The 24793-nt window shown below is 67.9% G+C and carries 32 protein-coding genes; 22 read left to right on the forward strand and 10 right to left on the reverse strand.

Translation table 11 applies throughout. The features are described 5' to 3' along the window. The first annotated feature begins 17 nt into the window (after positions 1 to 17). From ACW172_RS08135 to ACW172_RS08165, 7 genes are all read left to right on the forward strand, one after another. The gene (locus ACW172_RS08135; protein ID WP_207869338.1) at positions 18 to 485 is read left to right on the forward strand and encodes a Fur family transcriptional regulator; all 468 of its coding nucleotides are present in this window, start codon (positions 18 to 20) and stop codon (positions 483 to 485) included. Between the two features lie 51 nt (positions 486 to 536). Then, the gene (gene miaB, locus ACW172_RS08140) at positions 537 to 1994 is read left to right on the forward strand and encodes a tRNA (N6-isopentenyl adenosine(37)-C2)-methylthiotransferase MiaB (RefSeq protein WP_492034674.1); all 1458 of its coding nucleotides are present in this window, start codon (positions 537 to 539) and stop codon (positions 1992 to 1994) included. Between the two features lie 2 nt (positions 1995 to 1996). Continuing rightward, positions 1997 to 2986, forward strand: a complete 990-nt coding sequence (locus tag ACW172_RS08145) for a PhoH family protein (protein WP_492034675.1) — start codon at positions 1997 to 1999, stop codon at positions 2984 to 2986. Next, the gene (gene ybeY / locus ACW172_RS08150; RefSeq protein ID WP_492034676.1) at positions 2983 to 3444 is read left to right on the forward strand and encodes an rRNA maturation RNase YbeY; all 462 of its coding nucleotides are present in this window, start codon (positions 2983 to 2985) and stop codon (positions 3442 to 3444) included. The genes ACW172_RS08145 and ybeY overlap by 4 nt, the downstream gene beginning before the upstream one ends. 36 nt (positions 3445 to 3480) lie before the next feature. Next, positions 3481 to 5124 carry an apolipoprotein N-acyltransferase gene (gene lnt, locus ACW172_RS08155; protein ID WP_492034677.1) on the forward strand — a complete coding sequence of 548 codons (1644 nt, stop codon included), beginning with the start codon at positions 3481 to 3483 and terminating at the stop codon, positions 5122 to 5124. Next, complete coding sequence (locus ACW172_RS08160) at positions 5121 to 5702, forward strand: helix-turn-helix domain-containing protein (protein WP_492034678.1); 582 nt, start codon at positions 5121 to 5123, stop codon at positions 5700 to 5702. Before lnt ends, ACW172_RS08160 begins: the two co-directional genes overlap by 4 nt. A gap of 196 nt (positions 5703 to 5898) precedes the next feature. Then, a complete protein-coding gene (locus ACW172_RS08165) occupies positions 5899 to 6312 on the forward strand; it encodes a helix-turn-helix domain-containing protein (protein WP_492034679.1) in 414 nt (137 codons plus the stop codon). A gap of 24 nt (positions 6313 to 6336) precedes the next feature. Here ACW172_RS08165 and ACW172_RS08170 read toward each other — a convergent pair whose 3' ends face one another. Beyond that, positions 6337 to 6888, reverse strand: a complete 552-nt coding sequence (locus ACW172_RS08170; protein ID WP_492034680.1) for an S-type pyocin family protein — start codon at positions 6886 to 6888, stop codon at positions 6337 to 6339. Between the two features lie 127 nt (positions 6889 to 7015). On the opposite strand from ACW172_RS08170, the gene coaBC reads away from it, so the two are divergent. The 3 genes from coaBC to ACW172_RS08185 are packed head-to-tail and all read left to right on the forward strand — an operon-like array spanning position 7016 to position 8971. Continuing rightward, positions 7016 to 8266 carry a bifunctional phosphopantothenoylcysteine decarboxylase/phosphopantothenate--cysteine ligase CoaBC gene (gene coaBC, locus ACW172_RS08175; RefSeq protein ID WP_492034681.1) on the forward strand — a complete coding sequence of 417 codons (1251 nt, stop codon included), beginning with the start codon at positions 7016 to 7018 and terminating at the stop codon, positions 8264 to 8266. After that, positions 8267 to 8716, forward strand: coding sequence for a dUTP diphosphatase (gene dut, locus ACW172_RS08180; RefSeq protein ID WP_492034682.1), 450 nt, complete (start codon positions 8267 to 8269; stop codon positions 8714 to 8716). Positions 8717 to 8728: 12 nt separating this feature from the next. Continuing rightward, complete coding sequence (locus tag ACW172_RS08185; protein ID WP_492034683.1) at positions 8729 to 8971, forward strand: hypothetical protein; 243 nt, start codon at positions 8729 to 8731, stop codon at positions 8969 to 8971. A gap of 10 nt (positions 8972 to 8981) precedes the next feature. Here the strand turns inward: ACW172_RS08185 and ACW172_RS08190 are convergent, their stop codons facing one another. Beyond that, positions 8982 to 9908, reverse strand: coding sequence for a DMT family transporter (locus tag ACW172_RS08190; protein ID WP_492034684.1), 927 nt, complete (start codon positions 9906 to 9908; stop codon positions 8982 to 8984). Between the two features lie 170 nt (positions 9909 to 10078). On the opposite strand from ACW172_RS08190, the gene ACW172_RS08195 reads away from it, so the two are divergent. Continuing rightward, positions 10079 to 10450 carry a hypothetical protein gene (locus tag ACW172_RS08195; RefSeq protein ID WP_492034685.1) on the forward strand — a complete coding sequence of 124 codons (372 nt, stop codon included), beginning with the start codon at positions 10079 to 10081 and terminating at the stop codon, positions 10448 to 10450. 159 nt (positions 10451 to 10609) lie between these two features. On the opposite strand, the gene ACW172_RS08200 is transcribed toward ACW172_RS08195, so the two are convergent. From ACW172_RS08200 to dnaK, 4 genes are all read right to left on the reverse strand, one after another. Then, the gene (locus tag ACW172_RS08200) at positions 10610 to 11122 is read right to left on the reverse strand and encodes a hypothetical protein (RefSeq protein ID WP_492034686.1); all 513 of its coding nucleotides are present in this window, start codon (positions 11120 to 11122) and stop codon (positions 10610 to 10612) included. Between the two features lie 261 nt (positions 11123 to 11383). Then, positions 11384 to 12133 carry a 4-hydroxy-tetrahydrodipicolinate reductase gene (dapB, locus tag ACW172_RS08205; RefSeq protein WP_492034687.1) on the reverse strand — a complete coding sequence of 250 codons (750 nt, stop codon included), beginning with the start codon at positions 12131 to 12133 and terminating at the stop codon, positions 11384 to 11386. Between the two features lie 25 nt (positions 12134 to 12158). Further along, complete coding sequence (gene dnaJ / locus ACW172_RS08210; RefSeq protein WP_492034688.1) at positions 12159 to 13361, reverse strand: molecular chaperone DnaJ; 1203 nt, start codon at positions 13359 to 13361, stop codon at positions 12159 to 12161. 184 nt (positions 13362 to 13545) lie between these two features. Next, positions 13546 to 15453: a molecular chaperone DnaK gene (gene dnaK, locus ACW172_RS08215; RefSeq protein ID WP_492034689.1), complete on the reverse strand. Its 1908-nt coding sequence runs from the start codon at positions 15451 to 15453 to the stop codon at positions 13546 to 13548. 367 nt (positions 15454 to 15820) lie between these two features. On the opposite strand from dnaK, the gene ACW172_RS08220 reads away from it, so the two are divergent. Then, positions 15821 to 16228: a hypothetical protein gene (locus ACW172_RS08220; RefSeq protein ID WP_492034690.1), complete on the forward strand. Its 408-nt coding sequence runs from the start codon at positions 15821 to 15823 to the stop codon at positions 16226 to 16228. Positions 16229 to 16311: 83 nt separating this feature from the next. After that, positions 16312 to 17208: a hypothetical protein gene (locus tag ACW172_RS08225; protein ID WP_492034691.1), complete on the forward strand. Its 897-nt coding sequence runs from the start codon at positions 16312 to 16314 to the stop codon at positions 17206 to 17208. Positions 17209 to 17229: 21 nt separating this feature from the next. On the opposite strand, the gene ACW172_RS08230 is transcribed toward ACW172_RS08225, so the two are convergent. Both ACW172_RS08230 and ACW172_RS08235 read right to left on the reverse strand, forming a co-directional pair. Beyond that, a complete protein-coding gene (locus ACW172_RS08230) occupies positions 17230 to 18060 on the reverse strand; it encodes a S1 family peptidase (RefSeq protein WP_492034692.1) in 831 nt (276 codons plus the stop codon). A gap of 17 nt (positions 18061 to 18077) precedes the next feature. Continuing rightward, positions 18078 to 18518: a DUF350 domain-containing protein gene (locus tag ACW172_RS08235; RefSeq protein ID WP_492034693.1), complete on the reverse strand. Its 441-nt coding sequence runs from the start codon at positions 18516 to 18518 to the stop codon at positions 18078 to 18080. 176 nt (positions 18519 to 18694) lie between these two features. On the opposite strand from ACW172_RS08235, the gene ACW172_RS08240 reads away from it, so the two are divergent. Further along, positions 18695 to 19120, forward strand: a complete 426-nt coding sequence (locus ACW172_RS08240) for a (deoxy)nucleoside triphosphate pyrophosphohydrolase (protein ID WP_492034694.1) — start codon at positions 18695 to 18697, stop codon at positions 19118 to 19120. A 36-nt stretch (positions 19121 to 19156) separates the two neighbouring features. Beyond that, positions 19157 to 19351 carry a Flp family type IVb pilin gene (locus ACW172_RS08245; RefSeq protein WP_492034695.1) on the forward strand — a complete coding sequence of 65 codons (195 nt, stop codon included), beginning with the start codon at positions 19157 to 19159 and terminating at the stop codon, positions 19349 to 19351. Positions 19352 to 19369: 18 nt separating this feature from the next. Here ACW172_RS08245 and ACW172_RS08250 read toward each other — a convergent pair whose 3' ends face one another. Continuing rightward, entirely contained in the window at positions 19370 to 20251 is an 882-nt protein-coding gene (locus ACW172_RS08250) for a methyltransferase domain-containing protein (RefSeq protein ID WP_492034696.1), read from the reverse strand. Between ACW172_RS08250 and ACW172_RS08255 the strand changes: the two genes are divergently transcribed. The 7 genes from ACW172_RS08255 to ACW172_RS08285 all read left to right on the forward strand — a co-directional run bounded on the left by ACW172_RS08255 (position 20250) and on the right by ACW172_RS08285 (position 24541). Then, positions 20250 to 21086, forward strand: a complete 837-nt coding sequence (locus ACW172_RS08255; RefSeq protein WP_492034697.1) for a ComFC family protein — start codon at positions 20250 to 20252, stop codon at positions 21084 to 21086. The two genes, ACW172_RS08250 and ACW172_RS08255, sit on opposite strands and share 2 nt — an antisense overlap. 68 nt (positions 21087 to 21154) lie before the next feature. Next, on the forward strand, positions 21155 to 21412 hold the full coding sequence (grxC, locus tag ACW172_RS08260; protein WP_492034698.1) for a glutaredoxin 3: 258 nt from the start codon (positions 21155 to 21157) through the stop codon (positions 21410 to 21412). Positions 21413 to 21416: 4 nt separating this feature from the next. After that, positions 21417 to 22256: a carbon-nitrogen hydrolase family protein gene (locus ACW172_RS08265; protein ID WP_492034959.1), complete on the forward strand. Its 840-nt coding sequence runs from the start codon at positions 21417 to 21419 to the stop codon at positions 22254 to 22256. Further along, complete coding sequence (locus tag ACW172_RS08270; protein ID WP_492034699.1) at positions 22256 to 22690, forward strand: DUF1178 family protein; 435 nt, start codon at positions 22256 to 22258, stop codon at positions 22688 to 22690. Before ACW172_RS08265 ends, ACW172_RS08270 begins: the two co-directional genes overlap by 1 nt. 4 nt (positions 22691 to 22694) lie before the next feature. Then, on the forward strand, positions 22695 to 23531 hold the full coding sequence (locus ACW172_RS08275) for an AraC family transcriptional regulator (protein ID WP_492034700.1): 837 nt from the start codon (positions 22695 to 22697) through the stop codon (positions 23529 to 23531). A 30-nt stretch (positions 23532 to 23561) separates the two neighbouring features. Then, positions 23562 to 24032 (forward strand): DUF6265 family protein, encoded by a 471-nt coding sequence (locus ACW172_RS08280; RefSeq protein ID WP_492034701.1) that lies wholly within the window; start codon positions 23562 to 23564, stop codon positions 24030 to 24032. Then, positions 24020 to 24541, forward strand: a complete 522-nt coding sequence (locus tag ACW172_RS08285) for a GNAT family N-acetyltransferase (RefSeq protein ID WP_492034702.1) — start codon at positions 24020 to 24022, stop codon at positions 24539 to 24541. The genes ACW172_RS08280 and ACW172_RS08285 overlap by 13 nt, the downstream gene beginning before the upstream one ends. A 3-nt stretch (positions 24542 to 24544) precedes the next feature. On the opposite strand, the gene ACW172_RS08290 is transcribed toward ACW172_RS08285, so the two are convergent. Continuing rightward, a complete protein-coding gene (locus tag ACW172_RS08290; protein WP_492034703.1) occupies positions 24545 to 24769 on the reverse strand; it encodes a hypothetical protein in 225 nt (74 codons plus the stop codon). Positions 24770 to 24793 lie beyond the last annotated feature (24 nt).

Below are 24793 nucleotides of genomic sequence, written 5' to 3' on the forward strand. Positions count from 1 at the left end.
CTCTATCCTGTCGAACCATGGACCGGATCGAAAAGCTTTGCGCCGAACGCGGCATGCGGATGACCGAGCAGCGGCGCGTGATCGCGCGGGTGCTGTCGAACGCCGAGGACCATCCGGACGTGGAGGAGCTGTACCGCCGCGCTTCCGCCATCGACCCCCATATCTCGATCGCCACCGTCTACCGGACCGTGCGTCTGTTCGAGGAAGCGGGCGTGGTCGAGAAGCACGATTTCGGCGACGGCCGCAGCCGCTATGAAGAGGCTGGCGACGATCACCACGATCACCTGATCGACACCCGCACCGGCGAGGTCATCGAGTTCTTCGATGCCGAGATCGAGCGGCTGAAGACCGAGATCGCCGAACGCCTCGGCTTCCAGCTGGTCGGGCACAAGCTCGAGCTCTACGGCACGGCCATCGAAGGCGCCGAGCCGTCCAAGCGCGAAGGCCTGATCTTCACCCGCCACGGCGCCCGCCACGATCATTGATCGGCGTGGCCGAAGTGGCGAAACGCCCTGTGGCCCACTATTAAGCCAATCATGACCGAGACCCTCGTCGCGCCCGAGCGCGAGCCCCTGCCTGCCGGGACTGCGGAGACGCCCCCCAAGCGCCTCTTCATCAAGACCTACGGCTGCCAGATGAATGTCTATGACAGTGAGCGCATGGCCGATGTCCTGCGCCCGCTGGGCTATGCCACGACCGATACGCCCGAAGGCGCCGACTTCGTCATCCTGAACACCTGCCATATCCGCGAGAAGGCGGCCGAGAAGATCTATTCCGAGCTCGGCAAGATGCGCGAGATGCGGGAGAAGAAGCTGGCCCGCGGCGAGGGGCGGATGACCATCGCCGTCGCCGGCTGCGTCGCCCAGGCCGAGGGCGAGGAGATCATGCTGCGCCAGCCCGCGGTCGACCTGGTCGTCGGCCCCCAGGCCTATCACCAGCTGCCCGAGCTGCTGACCCGCAACGCCCGCTCGCGTGGCGAACGGATCGGCGCCGACTTCGCCCCCAATGAGAAGTTCGACGCCCTGTCGGCGGGCGGCGCCTCGGCGCGCGGCGTCGACGGGCCGACCGCCTTCCTGACCGTGCAGGAGGGTTGCGACAAGTTCTGCACCTTCTGCGTGGTGCCCTATACGCGCGGCGCCGAATGGTCGCGGCCGGTCGCCGACGTCCTGGCGGAGGCCCGGGGTCTGGCCGACAAGGGGGTGCGCGAGGTCATGCTGCTGGGCCAGAACGTCAACGCCTATGACGGCGCCGGACCAGACGGCGTCTGGACCCTGGCGAAGCTGGCCCATGCCCTGGCCGAAATCCCCGGTCTGGATCGCATCCGCTATACGACCAGCCATCCCAACGACATGTCAGACGACCTGATCGCCGCCCATGCCGAGTTGCCTGCCCTGATGCCCTGGCTGCATTTGCCGGTTCAGTCGGGCTCGGACCGGATCCTGCGGCTGATGAACCGCAAGCACGGGCGTCAGAAATACATCGACCTGATCGCCCGCATCCGCGAGAGCCAGCCCGACCTCGCCCTGTCCGGCGACTTCATCGTCGGCTTCCCCGGAGAGACGGATCGGGACTTCGAAGACACGATGGATCTGGTGCGTCAGGTGACCTACGCCTCGGCCTTCTCCTTCATGTATTCGCCGCGACCGGGCACCCCCGCCTCGACCATGGGGGCGCAGGTTCCGCCCGAGGTCGCCAGGGCGCGGCTGGATGCGCTTCAGGCCCTGCTGTTCGAACAGCAGACCGCCTTCAACGCCTCTCGCGCCGGCCGGGTCGTCGACGTCCTGTTCGAGAAGGCGGGCCGCCACGCCCATCGCCGTCAGGCCATCGGCCGCTCGCCCTGGCTGCAATCGGTCCATGTCGATGACGCGGATCATCTGATCGGCCAGATCGTTCCGGTCGAAATCATCAGCGGACAACAGAACAGCCTCACCGGGCGGCTGCTTCATGACCCGCTCAAGCAGGCGCGCTCCGTGAGCGCGCTGGTAGCGGACTAAGAATGGCGCGTGAATCCGAATTCCTGGAACTGGACGATGATGCGCTGCACGCCGTCATCGGGCCCAACAGCCGTCACGTCGCCCTGATCGAGGACGCCTTCAAGGTGCTGATCGAGGCGCCTGGCGGCGGGGTGTCGATCAACGGCGGCGCCCGTGACCGGGCCAATGCCAAACAGGTCATTGAGGCCCTGGCCGGTCGGATCGCCCAGCGCGCCGAGGTCAATGAGGCCGACGTCCGCGCCGCCATCGGCGTGGCTCGCACCGGCGTGTCCGGCGGCGGCCGTCGCGTCGATCCGCTGGCCCTGCCCATCGGCCGTCGCGGCGCCATCGTGCCCAAGACCGACGCCCAGGCCCGCTATCTCGACGTCCTGGCCAACCACGAGCTGAGCTTCGGCGTCGGCCCGGCAGGCACCGGCAAGACCTTCCTCGCCGCCGCCTACGGCGCGTCGCTGCTGCGGCGGGGCCAGGTGGACCGGCTGGTCATCACCCGCCCGGCTGTCGAGGCGGGCGAGAAGCTGGGCTTCCTGCCCGGCGACCTGAACGAGAAGGTCGACCCCTATCTGGCGCCCATCTGGGAGGCCCTGAACGATATCCTCGGGGCCGAGGACGTCCAGCGCCGTCGCGACAAGGGCGAGATCGAGGCCGCCCCCATCGCCTTCATGCGCGGCCGCACCCTCAGCCACGCCTTCATCATCGTCGACGAGGCCCAGAACACCTCGCGGCTGCAGATGAAGATGGTCCTGACCCGTCTGGGCGAGGGCGCGCGCATGGTCGTCACCGGCGACCCGACCCAGATTGACCTTCTGAACCCGCGCGATTCTGGTCTGGCCCATGCGCTTCGCATCCTGCGCGATGTGAAGGGAGTCGGGGTGCTGGAGTTCGAGGCCCGCGACGTGGTCCGCCACGCCATGGTCGAGCGGATCGTGCGCGCCTATGACGCCGATGCCGCGGGCAGCCGTCCGAAGGCCGACCTCGAAGATCCTTCTGCATGATCGAGGTTGAGATCGAGGCCGACGACTGGACCGAGGCCCTGCCGGACGCGGAGGCGATCGTCGGACGGGCCGCGCAAGCCGCGCTGGCCGAGGTCGAGGGCGGCCTCGTCGTTCTGCTGACCGACAACGGCGCCGTCCAGTTGCTCAACGCCCAGTTCCGCGACAAGGACCGGCCGACCAATGTCCTGTCCTTTCCGGGCGGGGACATGCCGATGCCCGGAGCGCCCACCCATCTGGGTGATATCGTTCTCGCCTTCGGCGTCTGCCGCGACGAGGCGGAAGCGCAGGGCAAGAGCCTGGCCAATCACCTGACCCATCTGGTCATCCACGGGACCCTGCACGTCCTGGGGCGCGACCATGAGGAGGAGGCCGAGGCCGAGGCGATGGAGGCGGAAGAACGCACCCTGCTTGCCAGCCTGGGCGTGGCGGACCCATACATCCTGCCTGACGACCTCTGAATCGCCCCCACCTCCGCCATCAGTAAAACGGGCCGCATGACCTCCGAACCCCTGGCCGATCTGCCCGTCCACGATCTCGCCGCCGCCAGCGAGAAGCGCCGTCGGCTGGTCCTGCGCCTCGGCCGCATCGGTCTGGCGCTTCTGGCCGGCGTCGGCGCCGCCCTGGCCCATCCGCCTTTCGGGGTTCTACCGGGCCTGTTGGGCTATCCGCTGCTCATGCTGCTGGCCGAGCGGTCGGAGACGAAGCGCGGGGCCTTCTGGATGGGCTGGCTGGGCGGCTTCGCCTATTTCTTCATTTCCTGCTGGTGGGTCGCCGAGGCGTTTCAGGTCGATCCGTCGCAGGCTTGGATGGCGCCCTTCGCCGCCAGCCTCCTGCCCGCCGGTCTGGGTCTCTTCTGGGGGACGGCGCTCGCCCTCTATCGCCGGTTCGCGCCCACGGGCGTCATCCGCGTTTTCGTCTTCGCCGCCCTGTTCTGTTTGCTGGAATGGCTGCGCGGCCACGTCCTGACCGGCTTCCCCTGGAACCCGGCGGGCGCCAGCTGGAAGGCTGGATCGGCGGGTTCGCAGTTCGCCTCGGTCGTCGGGGTCTATGGCCTCAGCTTCGTCACCGTCGCCGCCGTCTCGGCCTTCGCCCCGCTTCTCGGACCGGGCACGCGCGAGCGTCGCGCCGCCTCGGCCCTGATCGGCGCCGGGGTTCTGCTGGCCCTCGTGATCGGCGGGATGATCCGGCTGCACGGGGCGAAGGTGGAGCTGTCGCCGACGCTCGTCCGCATCGTTCAGGCTGACGTGGCCCAGGAATCGAAGTGGACGCCCGAGGCCTATCAGGGGATCGTCGACCGCTATCTGAACCTGACCGCCAGACCGGGCGAAGGCGGCCTGCCCGACGTCGTAGTCTGGCCCGAGGGGGCGCTTCCGGCCAGCGCCAATCAGGTCTTCGCCGACGGCACCCCGGAAGCCACGGCCATCGCCCGCGCCCTTCAGCCCGGCCAGACGCTTCTGATGGGCCTCGCCCGGGCCGAGCCTTCGCCGAAGCCCGGCGCCCCCGACCGCTATTTCAACAGCCTGTTCGCCCTGCATGACGAGGGGGACGGACCGGGTCTGCGGGTCAGCGCCATCTATGACAAATACCGGCTGGTGCCCTTCGGCGAATATCTGCCGCTCGGCGACCTGATGGGGACGCTTGGGATCCGCAGTCTGGTGCATATGCCATCGGACTTCAGCGCGGGGCCGAAACCGGCCCCGATCACCCTGCCCAACGCCCCGCGCGTCCAGCCGCTGATCTGCTACGAGAGCCTCTATCCGGGCTTCACCCCGGGCGGGGGGGCGCGGCCGTCGTGGATCGCCAATGTCTCGAACGACGCCTGGTTCGGCAGGACCTCGGGGCCGCTGCAGCATCTGAATCTGGCCAGCTATCGCGCCATCGAGACCGGCCTGCCGGTGGTGCGCGCCACCCCGACCGGGGTCTCGGCGATGATCGACGGCTGGGGCCGACTGGTCCCCGGCAAGCGGCTGAATCCGGGCGAGAGCGGCGTCATCGACGCCTTCCTGCCGCGCCCGGCGCCGGCGACCCTCTACGGCCGGGTCGGCGATCTGTTCTTCTGGCTGGCGGTCCTGGCCGGCCTGGCCATCTGCCTGCCCTGGCGCCGGCTGGCCCAGCCCGGGAACGGGCGGGCAACATGAAGAAGGCGCGGAAGAGGGCGGCGGGGGCTCGGCAGGAGACCGAGCGGACCCGTCACGTCGACGCGGCCGTCAGCCGTCGCTTCCGTGAACTCCGCGAGGCCCTGGGTCTGACCCGCCGTCAGGTCGCCGCCGACATGGGCGCCTCCGAGGGGCGCTGGCAGGGCTATGAAAGCGGCCAGCGCATTCCCGCCTCGCGCATCTGGCAGTTCTGCCGCCGCTACGGTCTGGACGTTTCCGTGGTCTATGCCGGTCTGCCCTTCACCATCGGCCCGGTGCGCGACGCGAGCCCGGACGGCGGCGGAGGGGGCGCTACCGGCGCGAAGGTCGGTGCGACGACGGGGCCGACAGGAGGCCATACGGCCGGCCTGACGGCGGGCTCCGCGGCCGGGGTTGCTTCGGGGTTGGCGGAGGAGGGGACGGTGTTTGAGCCCGCGTCCGGAAATCCGCACGATCCGGCGCCGGACGATGCGGCCCTGCGCGCCATCGCCGAGGTCGCCGCCGATCTGAGCCCGCTGGAGCGGAATCTGGCCCTTGCGGCGCTCAGGGGGATTCGCTCGCATAAGGCGAATCGGTCCTAAACTTTCGCGTTTTTGCATATGGTACGTTTCGTACCTGATACCCATTCGCGGTTTGCAGCGCGGAATCCGCGAAAAATGATGCCTAAAGGTTGCAACCGAATGTGAAGCGCCGCCGTATGTATAATATTGGGTGACAGCCGCTGAAACGCGGCGCATCACAACGGTCGCGTTAGTACGCGGATACGGCGAGAGAAAAATGGCTAGAGGCGCAGGCGAAGACGGACCCCACCCCGTCGACCGTCATGTAGGCAGACGGGTATGCGAAAAACGCATCAGCCTGGGGTACAATCAGAGCGATCTGGGCCGGGCTCTCGGTCTGACCTTCCAGCAGATTCAGAAGTATGAGAAGGGCGCCAACCGCATCTCGGCGTCCAAGCTCTGGGATATCGCTCGCTTCTTCAAGGTCGACATCGGCTATTTCTTCCAGGGCCTGGCCCAGGGAGCGCCGGGTATGGCCGAGGAGGGCGGCGCGGCCTTTGACCACGACTTCCCCTCGACCCGCTATTCGATCGAGATTTCGCGTCTGGCCCCCCAGCTGTCGAACCGGCAGCAGAAGCTGGCGCTGGACCTGATCCGCGAGATGACCGACCGTCCTGAGGAAGAGGCCTGAAGGCCTCCCCGAACGGCCGCCTCTCTAGTTCGAGCCGGACCCTGAATCCGCACCCGAGGCCGGCGTGCGCCGCACGCCGAAGGTCGGCGCCCGCGACTTCTGTTCGGCCCAGTAGGTCGCACCGTCGTCGGGCTTGAACATGGTCCGTGGCGTACCATCCCGGGCCACCACGGCGAAGGTGTTGGTCGAGGCCTGGTAGTAGAGGGTGTCGCCGTTCGGTCGCTTCGCCGTATCGGCCCCCGCCGGCGGGTGGTCGGCGAAGGCCTTCATCCGCGCCGCATAGTCCTCGGCCGAGCGCGCCCCGAAGGCCGCGCCGTTGCGTTCGTACAGACGTACGATCTTGGCGTCGGCCGTCTCGCGCCGGTTGGCGGTGACCACTCCCTTTTCCGCCGCCGCCGCGCCGCCGGAGTCCGCGCCTGCCGCCTGGGCGGGTCCGCCGAGCGCCGCGGTGGTCAGAACCGCGCCGGCCTCGCCCGCCCGATCCCGCGTCTGCACCGCCGACGGCCCGTTGTCGCAGCCGCCCGCCAACAGAAGCACCGCGCCGACGCCCAGCGCCGTCCCGGTCCTGATGATCATTCCGCCCATCCAACCCTCCCTTGCATCGCTGAACCCAGTTATGCATAGGTTGCATGTTCCTGCAATGTTCTTTTTTGAGGTTGTGCGCCGCCTCGACGCAAGCAGGCCGCCCCGCTAGAGAAGGCCCATGACCTCCGGCGCTCTCCAGTCCCGCAAGATCCTGCTGATCGTCGGCGGCGGCATCGCCGCCTACAAGGCGCTGGAGCTGGTCCGCCTGATCAGGAAGGCCGGGGGCGAGGTCCAGACCATCCTGACCGCCTCGGGCGCCGAGTTCGTCACTCCCCTGTCTCTGGCCGCCCTGACCGGCCACCCGGTGCGCCAGACCCTGTTCGCGCCCGAAGACGAGACGGCCATGGGCCATATCGAACTGTCGCGCTGGGCCGATCTGATCGTGGTGGCGCCCGCCACCGCCGGCCTGATCGCCAAGGCCGCCAACGGTCTGGCCGACGACCTGGCCTCGACGACCCTGATCGCCACCGACAAGAAGACCCTGCTGGCGCCCGCGATGAACGTCCGCATGTGGCTGCACCCGGCGGTCCAGGCCAATGTGGCGCGGCTCAAGGGCTTCGAAGGCTTCCACGGCATGGCGGTGGTCGGTCCCGATGACGGGGAGATGGCCTGCGGCGAATACGGACCCGGCCGGATGGCCGAACCCGCCGCCATCCTGGACAAGATCATCGACCTGTTGAGCGGGCCTGACGGCAGGCCGCTTCTGGGCCGCAGGGCGGTCGTGACGGCCGGCCCGACCTTCGAGGCCATCGACCCCGTGCGGGGCCTGACCAACCGCTCCAGCGGCAAACAGGGCTATGCCATCGCCTCGGCTCTGGCCGCCCTCGGCGCCGAGGTGACGCTGGTGTCTGGCCCCACCGGACTGCCCGTCCCCGTCGGCGTGACCCGCACCGACGTCGAGAGCGCGCTTGAGATGAAGGCGGCGACGGAATCCGCGCTTCCGGCCGACATCGCTGTCCTGTCCGCCGCCGTCGCAGACTGGCGCATCGACACCATCGCCGGCGGCAAGATCAAGAAGGGCCCGGGCGGCCCGCCGACCCTGGCCTTGATCGAGAACCCCGACATTCTGGCGGGCGTCGCCGCTCCCGGCCCGAACCGCCCCGCCCTGGTCGTCGGCTTCGCGGCCGAGACCACGGATCTGGAGGCCAACGCCCGGGCCAAGCTGTCGCGCAAGGGCTGCGACTGGATCGTCGGCAACGACGTCTCCGACGATGTCTTCGGCTCGGACGGCAACGCCGTGCTTCTGGTCACCCGCGAAGGGACCGAGAGCTGGCCGCGCCAGCCCAAGACCGCCATCGCCCGCGCCCTCGCCGCCCGGATCGCCGACCACTTCCAGCCCACCCCTCCCAAGACCTCCGGAAAAGCCTGAATGACCACCCTGCGGATCCAGCGCCTGCCCCATTCAGAGGGGCTGGCCCTGCCGGCCTATGAGACGACCGGTTCGGCCGGGATGGACCTGCGCGCCGCCGTGCCCGCCGATGCGCCCCTGACGATGGCTCCGGGCGCACGCGCCCTCGTACCCACGGGCCTGAAGATCGCGCTGGAGCCCGGCTGGGAGGCCCAGGTGCGGCCCCGCTCGGGTCTGGCGCTCAAGCACGGGATCACCTGCCTGAACTCGCCCGGCACCATCGACAGCGACTATCGCGGCGAGGTCGGAGTGATCCTGATCAATCACGGCGCCGAACCCTTCGTGATCCAGCGCGGCGAACGCATCGCCCAGATGGTCATTGCAGCCCATGCCCAGGCCCTGATCGCCGAGGTCGACAGCCTCGACGAAACCACCCGCGGCGCCGGCGGCTTCGGCTCGACGGGACGCTAGATGGGGTATTCGATGGACGCCGCCGATCTCTGGCAGAGCCGCCTGTTCGACGTCGTTCATGCTCTGGGCGGCGAGCTGAAGGATCTTCACAAGTCCAATCCCTGGCCGGAGCAGCCTGTGCTCGACGAGGCCATGACGGCGCTCGCGACGGAACTGTGGGATCAGGGGTTCAGCGAAACCGACATCAGGGCGGCGTTCGAGACGGCGGTCCGACTGCTGCCAGCCTATACCGCCGGCGAAGATACGCGCCCCTGAACCGGTGCCCCTAGACCGGCGCCGACGTCGTCTGGACCAGCCGGTCCTTGCTGCGCTTGTGCTCGCGCCAGACGGTGTAGAGGCCGCTGGCGGCGATCAGGACGCCGCCAACCAGGGTGTTCAGACTCGGCGGGCTGTTCATCAGCCACCAGCCGAAGATCACGGCGCCGACGATCTGGAGATAGTCGAAGGGCGCCACCGTCGCGACCGGGGCGGCCTTGAGCGAGGCGGCCGAGCTCAGCTGGGCCAGCGCCCCGGCGAACCCGCCCGCGGCCAGAAGCCCGTAGGTCGGCAGGTCGTGCCAGTGGCCGAAGAACGGCAGCATCAGTCCGCCCACGACCACCGAGGCCGAGAAGAACCAGAAGACGATCGCGGCCACATGTTCGGTGTCCTTGAGCTGGCGCAGGGTCACCGTCACGCCGGCGGTGCCGAGCGCGGCCAGCAGGCCGAACACCACCCCGTCCGGCGGCGGGGCGTGTCCGGATCCCGGCCTCAGCACCAGGGCGACGCCGATGAAGCCGACCAGGACGGCGATCCAGCGATGCCGCCCGATGGCTTCCTTCAGGATCAGCCCCGCGAGGATGGTCGCGAAGATCGGGGCGGTGAAGCCCAGTGTCGCCGCGTCCGGCAGGGTCAGCAGGGTCAGGGCGTGGAAGGTGCACAGGATCGAGGCGATGCCGAGCCCGCTGCGGAACAGATGGGCCCAGGGCCGTTCCGTCCCCAGCACCCGAACGCCCCCATGCATGGTCAGGACCCAGACCAGCACCACGGGCAGGCCGAACAGGGCGCGGTAGAACAGCATTTCGGGCGCATTGACCCCATGGGTCGTCGCCAGCTTGAGCACTGCCGACATGATCGAGAAGAAGCCCGCCGAGGCGATCCTCAGGGCGATGCCGAACGCGATCCGGTCGGTCTGTGCGGTCGCCGTCCCGCTCATGGTTTCAAGGCCTTGCCGATCATCCGCGCTGTCTAGCGGAGCCGTGCTCCTCTGTCCGGTTGAAATCGCGCACGCGCGGGCGGAGCGAATCCGGAAGATCGGCGTTAACCCTGCTTCATGCGGCCAAGCTGTGTTTCCGGCGGGCCCTCAATCAACAGGAGCGGTGCGTGATGGAAAACTTCCTCGATCAGATCGGTTCGCTTCTGAGCGGCCTGTTCGCCCTGGCCCAGGGCGGCTTCGACGGCGTCAATCAGGTGGTGGGGCTGATCATCGCCCTGATCGCCGCCCTGGTGATGCCGGCCTGGCGCAGCCTGTGGGGCACGGCCCTGGGCGCCGTCATCGTCGACCGTCTGGTGGTTATGCTGCGTCCGGCGCTGGACGGTGGCCAGATCGCCCTGCCGGACATCATGACGATGAGCTTCTGGATGACGGTGCTCGCCCTCTTCCTCGGCTATGCGATCGTGATCGCGATCTTCTTCTTCCTGAAGACCATTCTCACGGGATCAGCGTTCCGGTCGCACGGCGCCCGTCACGCTCATTGATCCCTGTAGGGGTCGCTTCGCGACGCGCTACGTTCGCGACGCGGTCGCTCACTGCTTGAGCGCAAGCCCCGTCAAAATGAACGGTGCGTCCGATCGGGTGCGCCGTTGCTCCTGGCGATCTGTCGCGCTCGAGGGGTGATCTCGGATTACGCCGAGATATTATGAAAGAAGTTCCTCAGGCCACTCTAAAAACTCTGCCGCCTCGTTAAACAGATCGACAATATCGTCTGTTATGCGCAACAGTATCTCCTCGTCGTTTTGAAGGCGAGAAAGCAACTTTTGCCTGTATTCTGTCTTTGGGTGATATGGATCAAATCTGCCATAGCCATCGGCATCAACAGAAAAGCCAGCGTGAACAGTCTTATTTCTGTCTCCCGCTAGTCTGCCGATATCGTTGAACACCTTCGTGACTTTTTCGATCAGATCATCTGAGCCGTTATTGGAACGCAAAGCGGAGAGCGCGGCAGCTTTCGTAATATCTCGCTGGGCCGAATCTGCTTTCAACGCGTAAAAAATTTCGGCCGCCATTTCCTTGGGCAACCCCGTAAAACCCACAAACAAGCCGAAAACGACAATGTGGGCGGCATTCCACTCCATGGCCACTTTGCCAATTTTGGCTTCTAGGCCGAAGGTAAACATTGGAAAAGGTTTGTCTAAACGAGCCGACGACATTATTTCCCCCCAAAGGCCTACGTCCCCGACACCTATTCCGACGCAGGAAGAACTCTCGGGGAAAAGCGACACTCAAGCATATGTTGGCTGCTTCTCCCAAATCTCGCGAAGCTATGCGCAAGAAGCGAATGGGATCTCAGAAAACCTAGATTCGGCTTCGTGCCGATCGGAGCTCTTTGCTGTCAAAGGTGAGGGAAGTCGCGCTCAAGCAGTGAGCGACCGCGTCGCGAACGTAGCGCGCCGCGTCAGCGGCCCCAAGCATCATGCTTGGCGAAAGCCAAGCACGTCCTGCATGTCGTAAAGGCCCGGGCGGCGCGTGCGGACCCAGGCGGCCGCCGCCACCGCGCCCTTGGCGAACAGGCTGCGGTCGATGGCCGAATGGCTCAGGGTCAGGGTCTCGTCCTTGGAGGCGAACAGCACCGTATGCTCGCCGACGATGCCGCCGCCGCGGATCGAGGCGAAGCCGATCTTGCCCGGCTCGCGCTCGCCGGTGATGCCGTCATAGGGCTTCTGGCGGACCTCCTCGAGGTCATGGCCGCGTCCGTTGGCCGCCGCCTCGCCCAGCATCAGGGCCGTGCCCGAGGGGGCGTCGACCTTGAGCCGGTGATGGGCCTCGATCACCTCGATGTCCCAGTCGCGCGCGTCCAGCCGCAGGGCGGCGTGCTCGACCAGGCCGATCAGGATATTGACCCCCAGGGAATAGTTGCCGCTGCGCACGATGGCGACCTTTTCGGCCGCCTTGACGATCCGGGCGTCCTGCTCCGGCGAAAAGCCTGTCGAGCCGATGACCAGGGCCGGGCCGCCGCGTTCGGCCGCCAGCTCCGCCAGCGCCGTGGAGGCCTCGGCCGTCGAGAAGTCGATGACCACGTCACACAGGCTCAGGTCGGGGGTCTCGCCCCAGTCGAAGCGCACGGCGACCATGACGTCGTCGCGCTCATCCAGCACCTGATCGACCGCACGGCCCATCCGGCCGCGTGCGCCGGAGATACCGGCATGAAAGATTCCGCTCATCGACGCACTCTAAGCACGAACCGGCTTACGCCGCAGTCTCTTTCGAGGGATCCGGCTCGGAACCGAGGATATCGGCCCAGAAGCGCTTGGCCTTGCCGGCGAACGAGGTGTTGCGCGGGTTCTGGCTCTCGCCGAACGACTGGGCCAGCTCCTGCATCAGCTCCTTCTGGCGCGGGGTCAGGTCGGTCGGGGTCTCGACGAACAGCTCCACCACCAGATCGCCGCGCTGGCGGCCGTTCAGGTGGGGCATGCCCTTGCCCTTGATGCGGACGGTCTTGCCGGTCTGGGCGCCGGCGGGAACGACCACCGGGGCCTTGCACTGGCCGTCACAGGCCTCGGACACCAGACAGGGGGCCTCGATCTCGCCGCCCAGGGCCGCGACCGTCATTGGCACCGGCACGGTGCACAGCAGATCGAGGTTGTCGCGTTCGAACAGCTCGTGCGGCTGGACGGAGATGAAGACATAGAGGTCGCCGCGCGGGCCGCCGCGCTGGCCGGCGTCGCCCTCGCCCGTCAGGCGGATGCGCGAGCCGTCGTCCACGCCTGCCGGAACCTTCAGGTTCAGGGTGCGGGTCTTGCGAACCTGGCCATGGCCGTGACACGTCGTGCAGACATCCGCCTGCGAGATCTTTTGGCCGGCCCCGCCGCAGCTGGGGCAGGTGCGCTCCACCTGGAAGAAGCCGTTGGCCTGACGCACCCGGCCCTGGCCGGCGCAGGTCGAACATGTGGTCGGCTTGGCGCCCTTCCTGGCGCCCGTGCCCTCGCAGGTTTCGCAGGTCAGGGTCGAGGGGACCGAGATCTCGACCTCGGCGCCCTTGTAGGCCTGCTCCAGGGTGATCTCGAGGTCGTAGCGCAGGTCCGAGCCGCGCCGCGGGCCGTTGTTCTGCCGGCCGCCGCCGCGTCCGCCGAAGACGTCGCCGAAGGCGTCGCCGAAGACCTGGGAGAAGATGTCGTTAACGTCGTGGAAGCCCTGCTGGCCGCCGCCGAAACCACCGCCGCCTCCGCCGTTCACGCCCGCATGGCCGTAGCGGTCATAGGCGGCGCGCTTCTGCTCATCCGACAGGACGGTATAGGCCTCGGAGATTTCCTTGAACTTCGCCATCGATTCTTCGGAGCCGCCGTTGCGGTCCGGGTGGTGGATCATGGCCAGTTTGCGATAGCTGGATTTCAGTCCGGCGGCGTCGATGGTCCGCTCGACCTCCAGAATCTCGTAATAGTCACGCGCCATCGGGCGAACTCGTCCTCTATCCCTTGCGGCCCGGCGTCGCCTCTGCGGGCGATCGGCGCGGTCCGGTGACCCAATCAGTGCCTGTCAGACACATGGTAAGCGGGTCGTGTGATGCAACCTTCATAAAAGAAGGCCCCGCTGCCGTCTGACAAGCGGGGCCCTCAAGTTTCGGAGAGCGTGTGACTTACGCGCTCTTCTTTTCGTCGTCGTCGCCGTCGACTTCCTCGAACTCGGCGTCGACCACGCCGTCGTCGGCGGTCGCCGTCGCGTCATCGCCCGAACCGGCCGACTGGGCGTACATGGCCTCGCCCAGCTTCATCGAGGCCTGGACCAGGGTGTTGGTCTTGGCGCGGATGTCTTCCGGGTCTGTGCCGGCTTCCTTGGCGGCCTTCAGATCGGCGAGGGCGGTTTCGATCGCGCCCTTCTCGTCGGCGCCGACCTTGTCGCCGTGTTCGGCCAGGGCCTTCTCGGTCGAGTGGATCAGGCTTTCGGCGGCGTTGTTCGCCTCGACCAGGTCCTTCTTGGCCTTGTCGGCCGTGGCGTTGGCCTCGGCTTCCTTGACCATCTTGTCGATGTCGGCGTCCGACAGGCCGCCGTTGGCCTGGATGCGGATTGACTGCTCCTTGTTGGTCGCCTTGTCCTTGGCGGTGACGTGGACGATGCCGTTGGCGTCGATATCGAAGGCGACCTCGATCTGCGGAAGGCCGCGCGGCGCCGGCGGAATGCCCATCAGGTCGAACTGACCCAGGACCTTGTTGTCCGCCGCCATCGGGCGTTCGCCCTGGAAGACCCGGATCGTCACGGCCGACTGGTTGTCGTCGGCGGTCGAGAAGACCTGGCTCTTCTTGGTCGGGATGGTGGTGTTGCGTTCGATCAGCGGGGTGAAGACGCCGCCCAGAGTCTCGATGCCCAGGGTCAGCGGGGTCACGTCCAGCAGCAGCACGTCCTTGACGTCGCCTTGCAGGACGCCGGCCTGAACGGCGGCGCCCAGGGCCACGACCTCGTCAGGGTTCACGCCCTTGTGGGGCTCCTTGCCGAAGAATTTCTTCACGGCTTCCTGCACGGCGGGCATGCGGGTCATGCCGCCGACCAGGACGACTTCATCGATGTCCGAGGCCTTGAGGCCCGCGTCCTTCAGCGCCTTGGCGCAGGGCTCGATGGTGCGCTGGATCAGGTCTTCGACCAGGGCTTCCAGCTTGGCGCGCGACAGCTTGATGTTCAGGTGCAGCGGGCCCGAGGCGTTCATGGTGATGAAGGGCAGGTTGACCTCGTAGGAGGTCGTGGACGACAGCTCCTTCTTGGCCTTTTCAGCCTCTTCCTTCAGGCGCTGCAGGGCCAGTTTGTCCGAGCGCAGGTCGACGCCCTGCTCCTTCTTGAACTCGTCGGCCAGATAGTCGACCAGACGCAGGTCGAAGTCCTCGCCGCCCAGGAAGGTGTCACCGTTGGTGGCCTTCACCTCGAACACGCCGTCGCCGATTTCCAGAACCGAGACGTCGAAGGTGCCGCCGCCCAGGTCGTAGACGGCGATCTTCTGGCCGTCATTCTTGTCCAGGCCATAGGCCAGGGCCGCCGCGGTCGGCTCGTTGATGATGCGCAGCACTTCCAGGCCGGCGATCTTGCCGGCGTCCTTGGTCGCCTGACGTTGGCTGTCGTTGAAGTAGGCGGGAACGGTGATGACGGCCTGGGTGACCTTCTCGCCGAGATAGGCCTCTGCGGCCTCCTTCATCTTGATCAGGGTGAAGGCCGAGATCTGCTGGGGCGAATAGTCCTTGCCGTTCGCCTTGACCCAGGCGTCGCCGTTCGGGCCCTTGACGATCTCATAGGGGACCATCCCCTTGTCCTTCGCCACGACGGGGTCGTCGAAATTGCGGCCGATCAGGCGCTTGATGGCGAAGAAGGTGTTGGTCGGGTTGGTGACCGCCTGGCGCTTGGCCGGCTGGCCGACCAGGGTCTCGCCCGCGTCCTGGATGGCGACGACCGACGGGGTCGTGCGGTTGCCCTCGGCGTTTTCCACGACCTTGGGGTTCTTGCCGTCCATGACCGCGACGCATGAGTTGGTCGTGCCGAGGTCGATGCCGATAATCTTGGCCATAGGCTTTTCTGTCTCTCCGTCTGGCGGGCGGTGCGGCGGCCTTTTCAAGCTAAGCGCCGCGCGTGACCGTCCCCGGTTGTCTTGATGCCCCTCAGCAGAGGGACGGTTGGATGGTTTCCGTTGGAAAGCCCCCAGTGATTCCGGGGCCTCTCCGGCTGGTGCGGATATGGGAAAGCCCTCATGCCCCGCAAGGCCTTGATGTGCAACGTCGGGATTCAACCCGAGGACTCTTTGCTCTCCGGGAGCCTTTCGTCAGGGCCCGTCAGCCGCCGTCAGACCCCGTCAGGAGCCCTTCTGGCGGAACGGCGGTAACTTTCCTCATCGACGGACGCCGCCACGGCCTGCCGTCCGGGGAAAGGATCACGCCATGACCAAGTTCGCCTCTATCGCCCGCAACGCCCTGATCGGCCTCGCCCTCGTCGGCGCCGGCTCGGCCGTCGCCGCCGAACCCACCCAGGCGACCCTCGTCGCCAAGCCCGTCGCCGTTGTGAAGGTCGCCCAGTCGCGCGACGGCTATAACCGCCGCGTCACCGTCCACAATCAGACCGGCTGGACCATGCTGCGCTTCTATGCGTCCGACGCCCGCACCGACAGCTGGGAAGAGGATATCCTGGGCTCCGACACCCTGGCCTCGGGCCGCAACTGGACCGTCAACATCGACGACGGCTCGGGCGCCTGCGTCTACGACTTCCGCGCCGAGTTCACCAACGGCCAGGTCCTCGAACGCCGCAACATCAACGTCTGCCAGATCGCGGATTACTATTACACGCGGTAACTGACTACCGACCCGGGCCTCGTAAAGCCCCGCTTAGTCTCTCTGTGTCAGGATCCGGGCTTCCAGCAGAAAGCTCGGATCCGATGACGCTCGCTACGCTGACCCTCGCCAGACAGGCCACGGGTTTCAAAACAGACCTCAAGGCGGCGGCCGAAAAGCCCGCCGCGACCCTCGCCGCCCTGCTGAAGGCGGACTCCGCCAATTCCACGAAGGCGTCGGACAGGGCGTCCGAAAAGACCGGAGCCGCCCGCACCGTCGCGACCGCGCTCGAGGACATGCAGAAACAGCGCCGGGACTCGCTCAAGGCCCAGGCCAAGGCTCAGGTCATGGCTCTGGTCGAGCGCATCCGGACGCTGAAGCAGTTCGCCTCCGACAATCCGCAGGTCATGGCCAAACAGCTGGCAGCGATCGTCAAGGACCTGAAATCGGCCATCAAGGCCTATGCCGACGCCGGCGGCGCGACCCGCGACCTCGGCGGCGCCTCCGCGACCGCCCCGGCGGCGCCCGCCGCCGCCTCCGATCCCGCCGAAGCGCCTTCAGGCAAGGCTGCCGCCATCGATCCGGCCAAAGACGAGGCCGTCGCGCGCGAAGCCGGCCCCTCTGCCGAGGGTGAAGGCGCCGAAGCGGTCGCGGATGCAGCCTCTCCGCCCGATGCGAAGGCCTCGTCCACGGCCGTTCCGACCGCCGCCGTCGATCCCCGCAATATCTACGAAAAGATGCGCGACGAGGTCAGCGGCTCCGAGGCTGCCGGCGACATGGATTTCGTCAAGATGGTGCGCGGCGTCGGCAAGGTGATCCGCGAACTCCTGACCAAGGCGAAGATCCAGACCGCCCTCAAGGGCCCCGACGATGAGACGAAGAGGGCCTTCAAGGAAACGGAAGAGGGCCTCAAGGAGGTCGACAAGGCGCTGGAGAAGATGGATCGCGACATCCGCAACTCGTCGCCCGCCGCCGGCATGTTCGTGGCGCTCTACGCCTGAGGCCGAGCCTGACGCGGGCGCTCAGCCCGCCAGACAGACCACCTGGGCCACGCGCAGGTCACGCCTCAGGGTGTCGGAGACCCGGCCGTAGTTGTCGACGGTGATCGGTTCGTCCAGCGGGGCCTGCTCGGCGCCCGACTGGCCCCGGATGGTCGGGGCGAAGGTCTCGGGCGAGGTGGTGTAGATGCGGCCCCGGCGCGGCGCCTCGGCGATGGTCACGCCCAGCACCCGGCCCTGACGGTCCAGCGCCGGCGCCCCGGACAGGCCCGCCAGCGTCCCGTCCAACCCCTCGGTGCGGCCGACTTCGGCCCAGGCCAGGACCGGCTCGTCGCGGGCGCCGCGGCCATGGACCTTCAGGGTCTCGCGGCCCAGAAGACGGCTGGAAACCTCCCCGACACGGCCTTGCGGGAAGCCCGGATGGAAGGCGCGTTGGCCATGCTTGAGCACCGGGTGCGTCAGGATCGGCAGGCCGGGCGGTCCGCCGTCGGTGATCAGAAGGGCGACGTCGGCGCCGCGCGCCAACCTCAGGTCCGCCGCTACCGCCCGGCCGCCGCCGACCACCAGCGCCGGCTTCCTGCAGCCGTCGACCACGTGCCGGGCGGTGATCCAGCGGCCGTCGGCGGCGATGGAGAAGGCGGTCCCGGCCGAGGGCTGGAAGGGGCCGTCCGGCGCCTCCACCGTCACGGCGGGATCGAAGGGGGTAATGGGGCCCAGCAGCGCGCCCTCGGCCTCGTCCGGGGGGGCGGGGGCAGGGGGGGCGTCGGCGTTCTCGCGCCGGCTCAGCGACAGGCCGATGATGGCCGCCAGGACCACGGCATAGACACTCCAGTCCGGGATGCGGAAACCGGCCATGGCCTGGTTAGCCCCTCTCAGCCCGTCAGGGCGGCAGCGAGGACGAGAGCGGTCGCCAGCTTGGCCGCGACCAGCAGGACGGCGGCCGAGATCTCGCCCTCCTGAATCCGTTGCGGCAGTCCGGTCAGGACCGCGTCGACGATGCGGAAGGCCAGCAGCTGCAGCACCAGGGTGGCGATACCCCACAGGACGATGTCCCTGAGCGAGGTCGAGACCGACAGCGACACCGCCAGCGGAATGGCCAGACCCAGCAGCACCCCGCCAAAGGCCACGCTGGCTGCCGAATTGCCCTCGCGGATCAGGGCGATCTCCTTCCACGGCGTCAGCAGCCCATAGACGACGGCGCCGGCGGCCAGCAGGACGAAGGTCGCGATCAGGTGCAGCACCATGACCGGGAATCCGCTGGCGAAGGCCTGGATTTCGGGACTGGAGAGTATGTCGGAGAAGGTCGAGCCCATGCCCTGGAGAAATCTGGTCGAATGCGCGGATGCGAACGGCCCGGCCGGGGCCCCGGTGCATCAGCCCTTGCCCGAATCTCGCCCCAATCCGCAAGCGCCGCCGCGCCACACTGTGTGACGAAAGATTGCAGTCGCGCGACCACGACGCGGAAATCAGACCAGTGTAGAGGCCTCATATGACCGAATCCGTCCCGCCCGCCGTCCTCCCCACCGTGCTTGTGGTCGCCGTCGCCCTGATCGACGTGGACGGCCGGGTGCTGATCGCCAAACGGCCCGAGGGCAAGCAACTGGCGGGTCTGTGGGAGTTTCCCGGCGGCAAGGTCGAGCCCGGCGAGCGGCCGGAAGCCGCCCTGATCCGCGAACTGCGCGAGGAACTGGGCATCGAGGTCACCGAAAGCTGCCTCGCCCCCTTCGTTTTCGCCAGCCACGCTTTCGAAAGCTTTCACCTTCTGATGCCACTTTACCTGTGCCGACGCTGGTCCGGCGTGGTCGTGGCTCACGAACACGCCGCCCTGGCCTGGGTGAAGCCGGACAAGCTGCCGGACTATCCCATGCCGCCCGCCGACGCTCCGCTGGTCGCCTGGCTGCGCGACCTACTCTGAAGCGGCGCCAGAAGGCGTCAGAGGCAGGAGGACCCGATGCGCAAGTTGAGCGCCCGCTTCCTGACCCGATTCCAGAGCGACGAATCCGGCGCCACCGCCATCGAATACGGCCTGATCATCTCCCTGATCTTCGTGGTCATCGTCAGCGCCGTGACCGCCTTCGGCAACAAGGCCAGCGCCATCTTCAACACCGCCTTCATCGCCATCTCCGGCGGCATGACCGGCGGCTGAGGCCGTCGATCCCCGTCCCTAGTCCTTGTGCTCGGTCACCCCGAGGACGTCCGCCAGCCGCGCCTTGGCCGAGCCGCGCGGCAGGGGCTTTTGCTGGCTTTCGTGCGGGGCCCAGCCGGCCAGGTTGACGATCTCGAAGGTCGCTGGAATCCGGCCGTCGGGTTCGCCGTACTTTTCCGCATACAGGGCGGCGGCGCGCATCAGGATGCCGCGCGTCAGGGGGCGGATCGTCCCGGCCAGCTGATTGGTCTCGCCCATGGCCCTGAGGTCGCGGATCAGGGCGAAGAGGTCCGGATAACGGACCGTGACCCGGTCGACGTCCGAGACCGGCAGGGTGAAGCCCGCCCGCTGCAGCAGGGCCGCGCCGTCATAGCCGTCGGCGAAGGGCGAGACCCGGGCCTGGGCCCCGCCGCGCTCGGCCAGTTCGGCCTCGGTCAGGACCGCGCGCAATTCCTTCAGGGTCGCGGCTCCCAGCAGTGTGCCGAGGAACAGGCCGTCAGGCTTCAGGGCGCGGCGGATCTGGCTGAGGGCTCCCGGCAGGTCATTGGCCCAGTGCAGGGTCATCAGGGAGACGATCAGATCGGCCGAGCCGTCCTCGAGCCCCAGCGCCTCGGCGCCGGGCGCGGCGGCGCCGGCGTTCAGGACGCGGACCGGACCGACCCGCTTCGACGCCGGACTGTCGGCCAGCAGGCCTGCGAAGGCCTCGGGCCGTGCGGAGAGGTCGACGGCGACGGGAAAGTCGCGCAGGATCGCCTCAAGGCTGTCCACGGCGCCGTCCGCAGCCCTGACGTGCAGGAAGTCGGCCTCGCGAAAACGCGGCGCCGATCGCCTCAGCCGGGCGGCCCGGCGGGCGGCGTCGAAGATCCGGGGAGGGCCGGAAGAGGCGGAGGGGGACGTCATGAGCAGTCAGGATGGGGATTCGGAGGACGGATGGGAAGCGGCGGCGATCGCGCCACGCCCCCTACTCCGGTTTCCGCGTCCCGTCTTGCCCCGCCTTTCCGATATCGGGCGCGGGCTGGCCGACCTGATCTTGCCGCCCCTGGCCCACGACAGCCGCGAGGCGACGGCCGCCGCAGGCCTCAGCCCCGACGCCTGGAGCCGGGTAATCTTTCTGGAGACGCCCGTCTGCGACGGCTGCGGTGCCGCCTTCGAGTTCGACGGCGGCGAATTCGCGTCGGAACGCTGCGCCGCCTGTCTGGCCCAGCCCTACGCCTTCGCCCGGGCCCGGGCGGCCTGCGTCTACGACGAGGCCTCGCGCGGCCTGATCCTGAAGTACAAGCACGGCGACCAGCAGCAGTTTTCGGCCCTGTTCGCCCGCTGGATCAGCCGCGCCGCCTCCGATCTGGTCGCCGGGGCGGACGCCGTGGTCCCGGTCCCCCTGCACCGGATGCGGCTGCTGTCGCGGCGCTTCAACCAGGCCGCCGAGATCGCCAGGCCGCTGGCCCGCACCGCCGGCCTCGACTACCTGCCCGACGCCCTGGTCCGGACGGAGCGGACGGCGACGCAGGGCGGCAAGAGCGCACGCGGGCGGCGGCTGAACGTCAAATCCGCCTTCGCCGTCACCGAGGCGGGCGCCCGGCGGATCAAGGGACGGCGCATCCTGCTGATCGACGACGTCCTGACCACGGGTGCGACCGGCGAGGCCTGTGCGAAGACCCTTCTGGCCGCCGGGGCGCGAGCCGTTGATCTGGCCGTCATTGCACGGGTGCGCACCGCGAGAATTCTTCCTACATAGGAGCATCCCAATTCGACCCGACGCGATTTCCCGTCAGGTCAGACCACCATTTTGTCGGAGTTCGCCGCATGGCCGAGATCGTCATCTACACCAAGCCCGGTTGCCCCTATTGCTCGTCGGCCCTCGCCCTGCTGAACAAGAAGGGCGCCGAGTTCACCGAGATCGTCGCCTCCAACGATCCCGAGAAGAAGGCCGAGATGGTCGAGAAGTCGGGCGGCCGCGCCACCTTCCCGCAGATCTTCATCAACGGCCAGCACATCGGCGGCTGCGACGACATCCAGGCCCTGGAACGCAAGGGTGGCCTCGACCCGCTGCTGGCCGCCTGATCAGATGAGCGCCGGGCTCGAGATCGCCCTGATCCAGACGCGGACCCCGGCGACGCCCGAGGCCGGGCTGGCCCATATCGAACCCCTGATCCGCGAGGCCGTCGCGGCGGGGGCGAAATTCGTCCTGACGCCTGAGGTCTCGAACCTCGTCGAGCAACGACGCGACCGGAAGGGTCAGTGGGTCACCGATGAGGATCAGGACGGCGTCATCCTGGGCCTGCGCCGTCTGGCGGCGGAGCTGGGCGTGTGGATCCTGATCGGTTCGGCGGTGGTCAAGTCGGGCGTGGCGGGCGACGACCGCGCCGCCAATCGGTCCCTGTTGATCGACGCCAACGGCGGGGTGGTAGGCCGCTATGACAAGCTGCACGTCTTCGACGTGGATCTGGCCAATGGCGAGACGTACCGGGAAAGTGCGACCATCCGGCCCGGCGACGGGGCGACGGTCGTCGACACCCCCTGGGGCCGTCTGGGGATGAGCGTCTGCTACGACGTCCGCTTCCCGCATCTCTATCGCCAACTGGCCAAGGCCGGGGCGGCGATGATCTCCGTGCCCGCCGCCTTCACCGTCCCGACCGGCGAGGCCCATTGGGAGACCCTGCTGCGCGCCCGGGCCATCGAGACCGGCGCCTTCGTCCTGGCCCCCGCCCAGGGCGGCCTGCACGAGGACGGCCGCAAGACCTGGGGCCGGTCCATCGTCGTCGGGCCGTGGGGCGAGGTGGTCGCCAAGCTGGATCACGACGAACCCGCCGTCCTGCGTGCGACGCTCGATCTATCCGCCGTCGAAAAGGCCCGCACCTCGGTCCCGGCTCTGAAGCACGACCGCGAATTCGCCGGTCCGCTCTGATGATCCGTTATGCCCTCGTCTGCGATCAGGCCCACACCTTCGAGGCCTGGTTCGGCTCGTCCTCCGACTATGACAACCAGGCGCAACGCGGTCTGGTCGAATGCCCCTTCTGCGGTTCGCACAGTGTGGCGAAACAGATCATGGCCCCGGCGGTGTCGGGTACGAAGCGGTCGTCGCCGGCTCCTGAGATGGCCGCGAAGATGCAGTCGATGATGCTGGAGGCGGCCCGTGAGGTGCGCGCCCATGTCGAGCAGAATTTCGACTATGTCGGCGACAGTTTCGCCCGCGAGGCCCGCGACATCCATGAGGGCCGATCCGAGAAGCGCGAAATCTATGGCGAGGCCACGCCCGCCGAGGTGAAGAAGCTGAAGGACGACGGGGTGCCCTGTTCGCCCCTGCCCGCCGCCCCGCCGGACCCCGCCAAGGTCAACTGAGGTCATGGACGCGGGGGCGGACGACAATCAGGAGCGGTACGCGGAGCATGAGCCGCCCGCATCGCTTCGCCTCTTTGTCCGAACCATCTGGACCTATGCCTCGCCGTCGCCCTCGGGCGCCGTGCAGCGGATCGCGCCGGACGGCTGCCCCGAGCTGATCCTCGACATCGGCAGTCCTTATGAGGAGGAGGGGCCCGACGGCCTCTTCCGCCTGCAGCCGCCCGCCCTGTTCGCGGGCCAGATGACCCGGCCCCTGGCCCTGCGCCCCGTCGGCCCGATCGAACTGGTCGCCGTCCGGTTCGAGCCCGACGGCGCCCGCGACTGGCTGGGGATGTCGGCCCATCTGGCCGTCGACCAAAGACTGGACATGACCGGGCGGCTGGCCGGGGTCACCACGCCCGCCGGCGATCCGGAGGGGCAGGTCGCGGTCATGGTCGCCCTGCTGGAGGCCGAACGTCTGCGGGCCGGCTGGTCCCTCGACCCCGAGGTTCGGGCCGAGATCGACGCGGCCCAGGCCGAACAGCCGCCCGCCTCGCGCAGCCAGGCCGAACAGCGCGCCCTCCAGCGCCGGTTCCGCGACCGGGTCGGGATCTCGCCGCGCGAGTTCCGCTCCATCCTGAGGTTCCGCCGCGTCTTCGACCACCTCAACGATCCGGAAGCCGATGCGGTCTCCTGGCTGGAGGCCGGTCTCGCCGCCGGCTATTTCGACCAGCCGCAGATGGCGCGGGATTTTCAGCGCTACCTCGGCTGCACGGCTACCCAATGGGCGCGGGACCAGATGGAGCTGGCGCGCTCCATCGCGTCGCAAACCTACAAGCCTTCGCCCCATTCGCCGCTCTAGGGTCGCGCCGCACCTTCGCTGGAGACCGACATGATGCTCTCGACCTTCGCCGCCGCCCTGATCCTGCAATCTTCGCCCGTCACCGCCGACCAGCTGTCGTGGATGAGCGGCTACTGGCTGTCCTGCGACGACGGGCGGGAGGTGTCGGAAACCTGGAGCGATCCGCGCGGCGGCCTGATGCTGGGCACGGCCCTGACCCTCGAAGGCGGCAAACTGACCGGGTTCGAATCCAGCCGCATCTCTCCGGCCTCATCGGCGGGTGGAAACGTCGCCTATTTCGCCGGGGTCAACGGCGCCCCGCCGGTCGCCTTCCCCGCGAAGGAAGCGTCCGGGACGCGGGTCGTGTTCGAGAACGCCGGGCACGATTTCCCGCAGCGGGTCATCTACGAACGTGTCGGCGATGTTCTCAACGCCCGCATCGAGGGCCATATGGGCGACCGCGACCAGTCGATGAGCTGGTCCTACCGCAAGGCCGACCTCAACACCCGATGCCCGACCTGAACACGCTTCCCACGGCCCTGGCATGGCGGCCGATGACCGAGAGCGATCTCGACGCCGTCGCCGCCATCGCCTTTGTCAGTTTCCCCGACCATTTCGAGGGGCGGCCGATGTTCGCCAATCGGCTGGCGCTGGCGGCGCAGGGCTGCTTCGTGCTGGCTGAAGCCGATGGCGAGGCCGTAGGCTACGCCGTCAGCTATCCGTGGCGGATCGACGGCGCCCCGCCGGTGAACAGCCTCATCGAGGTCCTCCCCGACGACGCGGACGTCATCTATCTGCACGACCTCGCCCTGCGGCCCGACGTGCGGGGGACCGGGGCGACCCGGGGCATCGTCGAACAACTGGCGGACCAGGCCCGGTCGAGGCGCTGGTCCGCCATCGCGCTCGTGGCGGTCAATGACGCGGTCGGCTTCTGGACGAAACAGGGCTTTACGGTGCGCGAGAACGACGCCGTCCGGGCCAAGCTGGCCAGCTACGGCCCGGACGCCCGCTACATGATCCGCAGGCTGTAAGCCTTAACTGCGGGTCCAGCCCTTGCCGGCCATACACGCGTAGAAGGCTTCGGAATGGTGGCCGTGATGGGTCTCGCGGCGGCATTGGTCGCGGGCGGCGTCGAAGGGCTGGGCGTTCTCGCCGTGCCAGGCGAGGTCGTGGTCGTCACTGGCGTCGATGACGGTGACGCAGGCCGAGGTCGACAGGGCGACGGCTGCGGCGGCGGCGAGGATCAGAAGGCGTTTCATGGGATGGCTCCGGGGTTTCGATAC

This window comes from Brevundimonas sp. ALps5 (assembly GCF_058681645.1).

Bases quoted from the DNA above. Each gene is read 5' to 3' on its own strand.
- ACW172_RS08135 (WP_207869338.1), top strand. From the start codon at position 18: ATGGACCGGATCGAAAAGCTTTGCGCCGAACGCGGCATGCGGATGACC.
- miaB (WP_492034674.1), top strand. From the start codon at position 537: ATGACCGAGACCCTCGTCGCGCCCGAGCGCGAGCCCCTGCCTGCCGGG.
- ACW172_RS08145 (WP_492034675.1), top strand. From the start codon at position 1,997: ATGGCGCGTGAATCCGAATTCCTGGAACTGGACGATGATGCGCTGCAC.
- ybeY (WP_492034676.1), top strand. From the start codon at position 2,983: ATGATCGAGGTTGAGATCGAGGCCGACGACTGGACCGAGGCCCTGCCG.
- lnt (WP_492034677.1), top strand. From the start codon at position 3,481: ATGACCTCCGAACCCCTGGCCGATCTGCCCGTCCACGATCTCGCCGCC.
- ACW172_RS08160 (WP_492034678.1), top strand. From the start codon at position 5,121: ATGAAGAAGGCGCGGAAGAGGGCGGCGGGGGCTCGGCAGGAGACCGAG.
- ACW172_RS08165 (WP_492034679.1), top strand. From the start codon at position 5,899: ATGGCTAGAGGCGCAGGCGAAGACGGACCCCACCCCGTCGACCGTCAT.
- ACW172_RS08170 (WP_492034680.1), bottom strand. From the start codon at position 6,888: ATGATCATCAGGACCGGGACGGCGCTGGGCGTCGGCGCGGTGCTTCTG.
- coaBC (WP_492034681.1), top strand. From the start codon at position 7,016: ATGACCTCCGGCGCTCTCCAGTCCCGCAAGATCCTGCTGATCGTCGGC.
- dut (WP_492034682.1), top strand. From the start codon at position 8,267: ATGACCACCCTGCGGATCCAGCGCCTGCCCCATTCAGAGGGGCTGGCC.
- ACW172_RS08185 (WP_492034683.1), top strand. From the start codon at position 8,729: ATGGACGCCGCCGATCTCTGGCAGAGCCGCCTGTTCGACGTCGTTCAT.
- ACW172_RS08190 (WP_492034684.1), bottom strand. From the start codon at position 9,908: ATGAGCGGGACGGCGACCGCACAGACCGACCGGATCGCGTTCGGCATC.
- ACW172_RS08195 (WP_492034685.1), top strand. From the start codon at position 10,079: ATGGAAAACTTCCTCGATCAGATCGGTTCGCTTCTGAGCGGCCTGTTC.
- ACW172_RS08200 (WP_492034686.1), bottom strand. From the start codon at position 11,122: ATGTCGTCGGCTCGTTTAGACAAACCTTTTCCAATGTTTACCTTCGGC.
- dapB (WP_492034687.1), bottom strand. From the start codon at position 12,133: ATGAGCGGAATCTTTCATGCCGGTATCTCCGGCGCACGCGGCCGGATG.
- dnaJ (WP_492034688.1), bottom strand. From the start codon at position 13,361: ATGGCGCGTGACTATTACGAGATTCTGGAGGTCGAGCGGACCATCGAC.
- dnaK (WP_492034689.1), bottom strand. From the start codon at position 15,453: ATGGCCAAGATTATCGGCATCGACCTCGGCACGACCAACTCATGCGTC.
- ACW172_RS08220 (WP_492034690.1), top strand. From the start codon at position 15,821: ATGACCAAGTTCGCCTCTATCGCCCGCAACGCCCTGATCGGCCTCGCC.
- ACW172_RS08225 (WP_492034691.1), top strand. From the start codon at position 16,312: ATGACGCTCGCTACGCTGACCCTCGCCAGACAGGCCACGGGTTTCAAA.
- ACW172_RS08230 (WP_492034692.1), bottom strand. From the start codon at position 18,060: ATGGCCGGTTTCCGCATCCCGGACTGGAGTGTCTATGCCGTGGTCCTG.
- ACW172_RS08235 (WP_492034693.1), bottom strand. From the start codon at position 18,518: ATGGGCTCGACCTTCTCCGACATACTCTCCAGTCCCGAAATCCAGGCC.
- ACW172_RS08240 (WP_492034694.1), top strand. From the start codon at position 18,695: ATGACCGAATCCGTCCCGCCCGCCGTCCTCCCCACCGTGCTTGTGGTC.
- ACW172_RS08245 (WP_492034695.1), top strand. From the start codon at position 19,157: ATGCGCAAGTTGAGCGCCCGCTTCCTGACCCGATTCCAGAGCGACGAA.
- ACW172_RS08255 (WP_492034697.1), top strand. From the start codon at position 20,250: ATGAGCAGTCAGGATGGGGATTCGGAGGACGGATGGGAAGCGGCGGCG.
- ACW172_RS08250 (WP_492034696.1), bottom strand. From the start codon at position 20,251: ATGACGTCCCCCTCCGCCTCTTCCGGCCCTCCCCGGATCTTCGACGCC.
- grxC (WP_492034698.1), top strand. From the start codon at position 21,155: ATGGCCGAGATCGTCATCTACACCAAGCCCGGTTGCCCCTATTGCTCG.
- ACW172_RS08265 (WP_492034959.1), top strand. From the start codon at position 21,417: ATGAGCGCCGGGCTCGAGATCGCCCTGATCCAGACGCGGACCCCGGCG.
- ACW172_RS08270 (WP_492034699.1), top strand. From the start codon at position 22,256: ATGATCCGTTATGCCCTCGTCTGCGATCAGGCCCACACCTTCGAGGCC.
- ACW172_RS08275 (WP_492034700.1), top strand. From the start codon at position 22,695: ATGGACGCGGGGGCGGACGACAATCAGGAGCGGTACGCGGAGCATGAG.
- ACW172_RS08280 (WP_492034701.1), top strand. From the start codon at position 23,562: ATGATGCTCTCGACCTTCGCCGCCGCCCTGATCCTGCAATCTTCGCCC.
- ACW172_RS08285 (WP_492034702.1), top strand. From the start codon at position 24,020: ATGCCCGACCTGAACACGCTTCCCACGGCCCTGGCATGGCGGCCGATG.
- ACW172_RS08290 (WP_492034703.1), bottom strand. From the start codon at position 24,769: ATGAAACGCCTTCTGATCCTCGCCGCCGCCGCAGCCGTCGCCCTGTCG.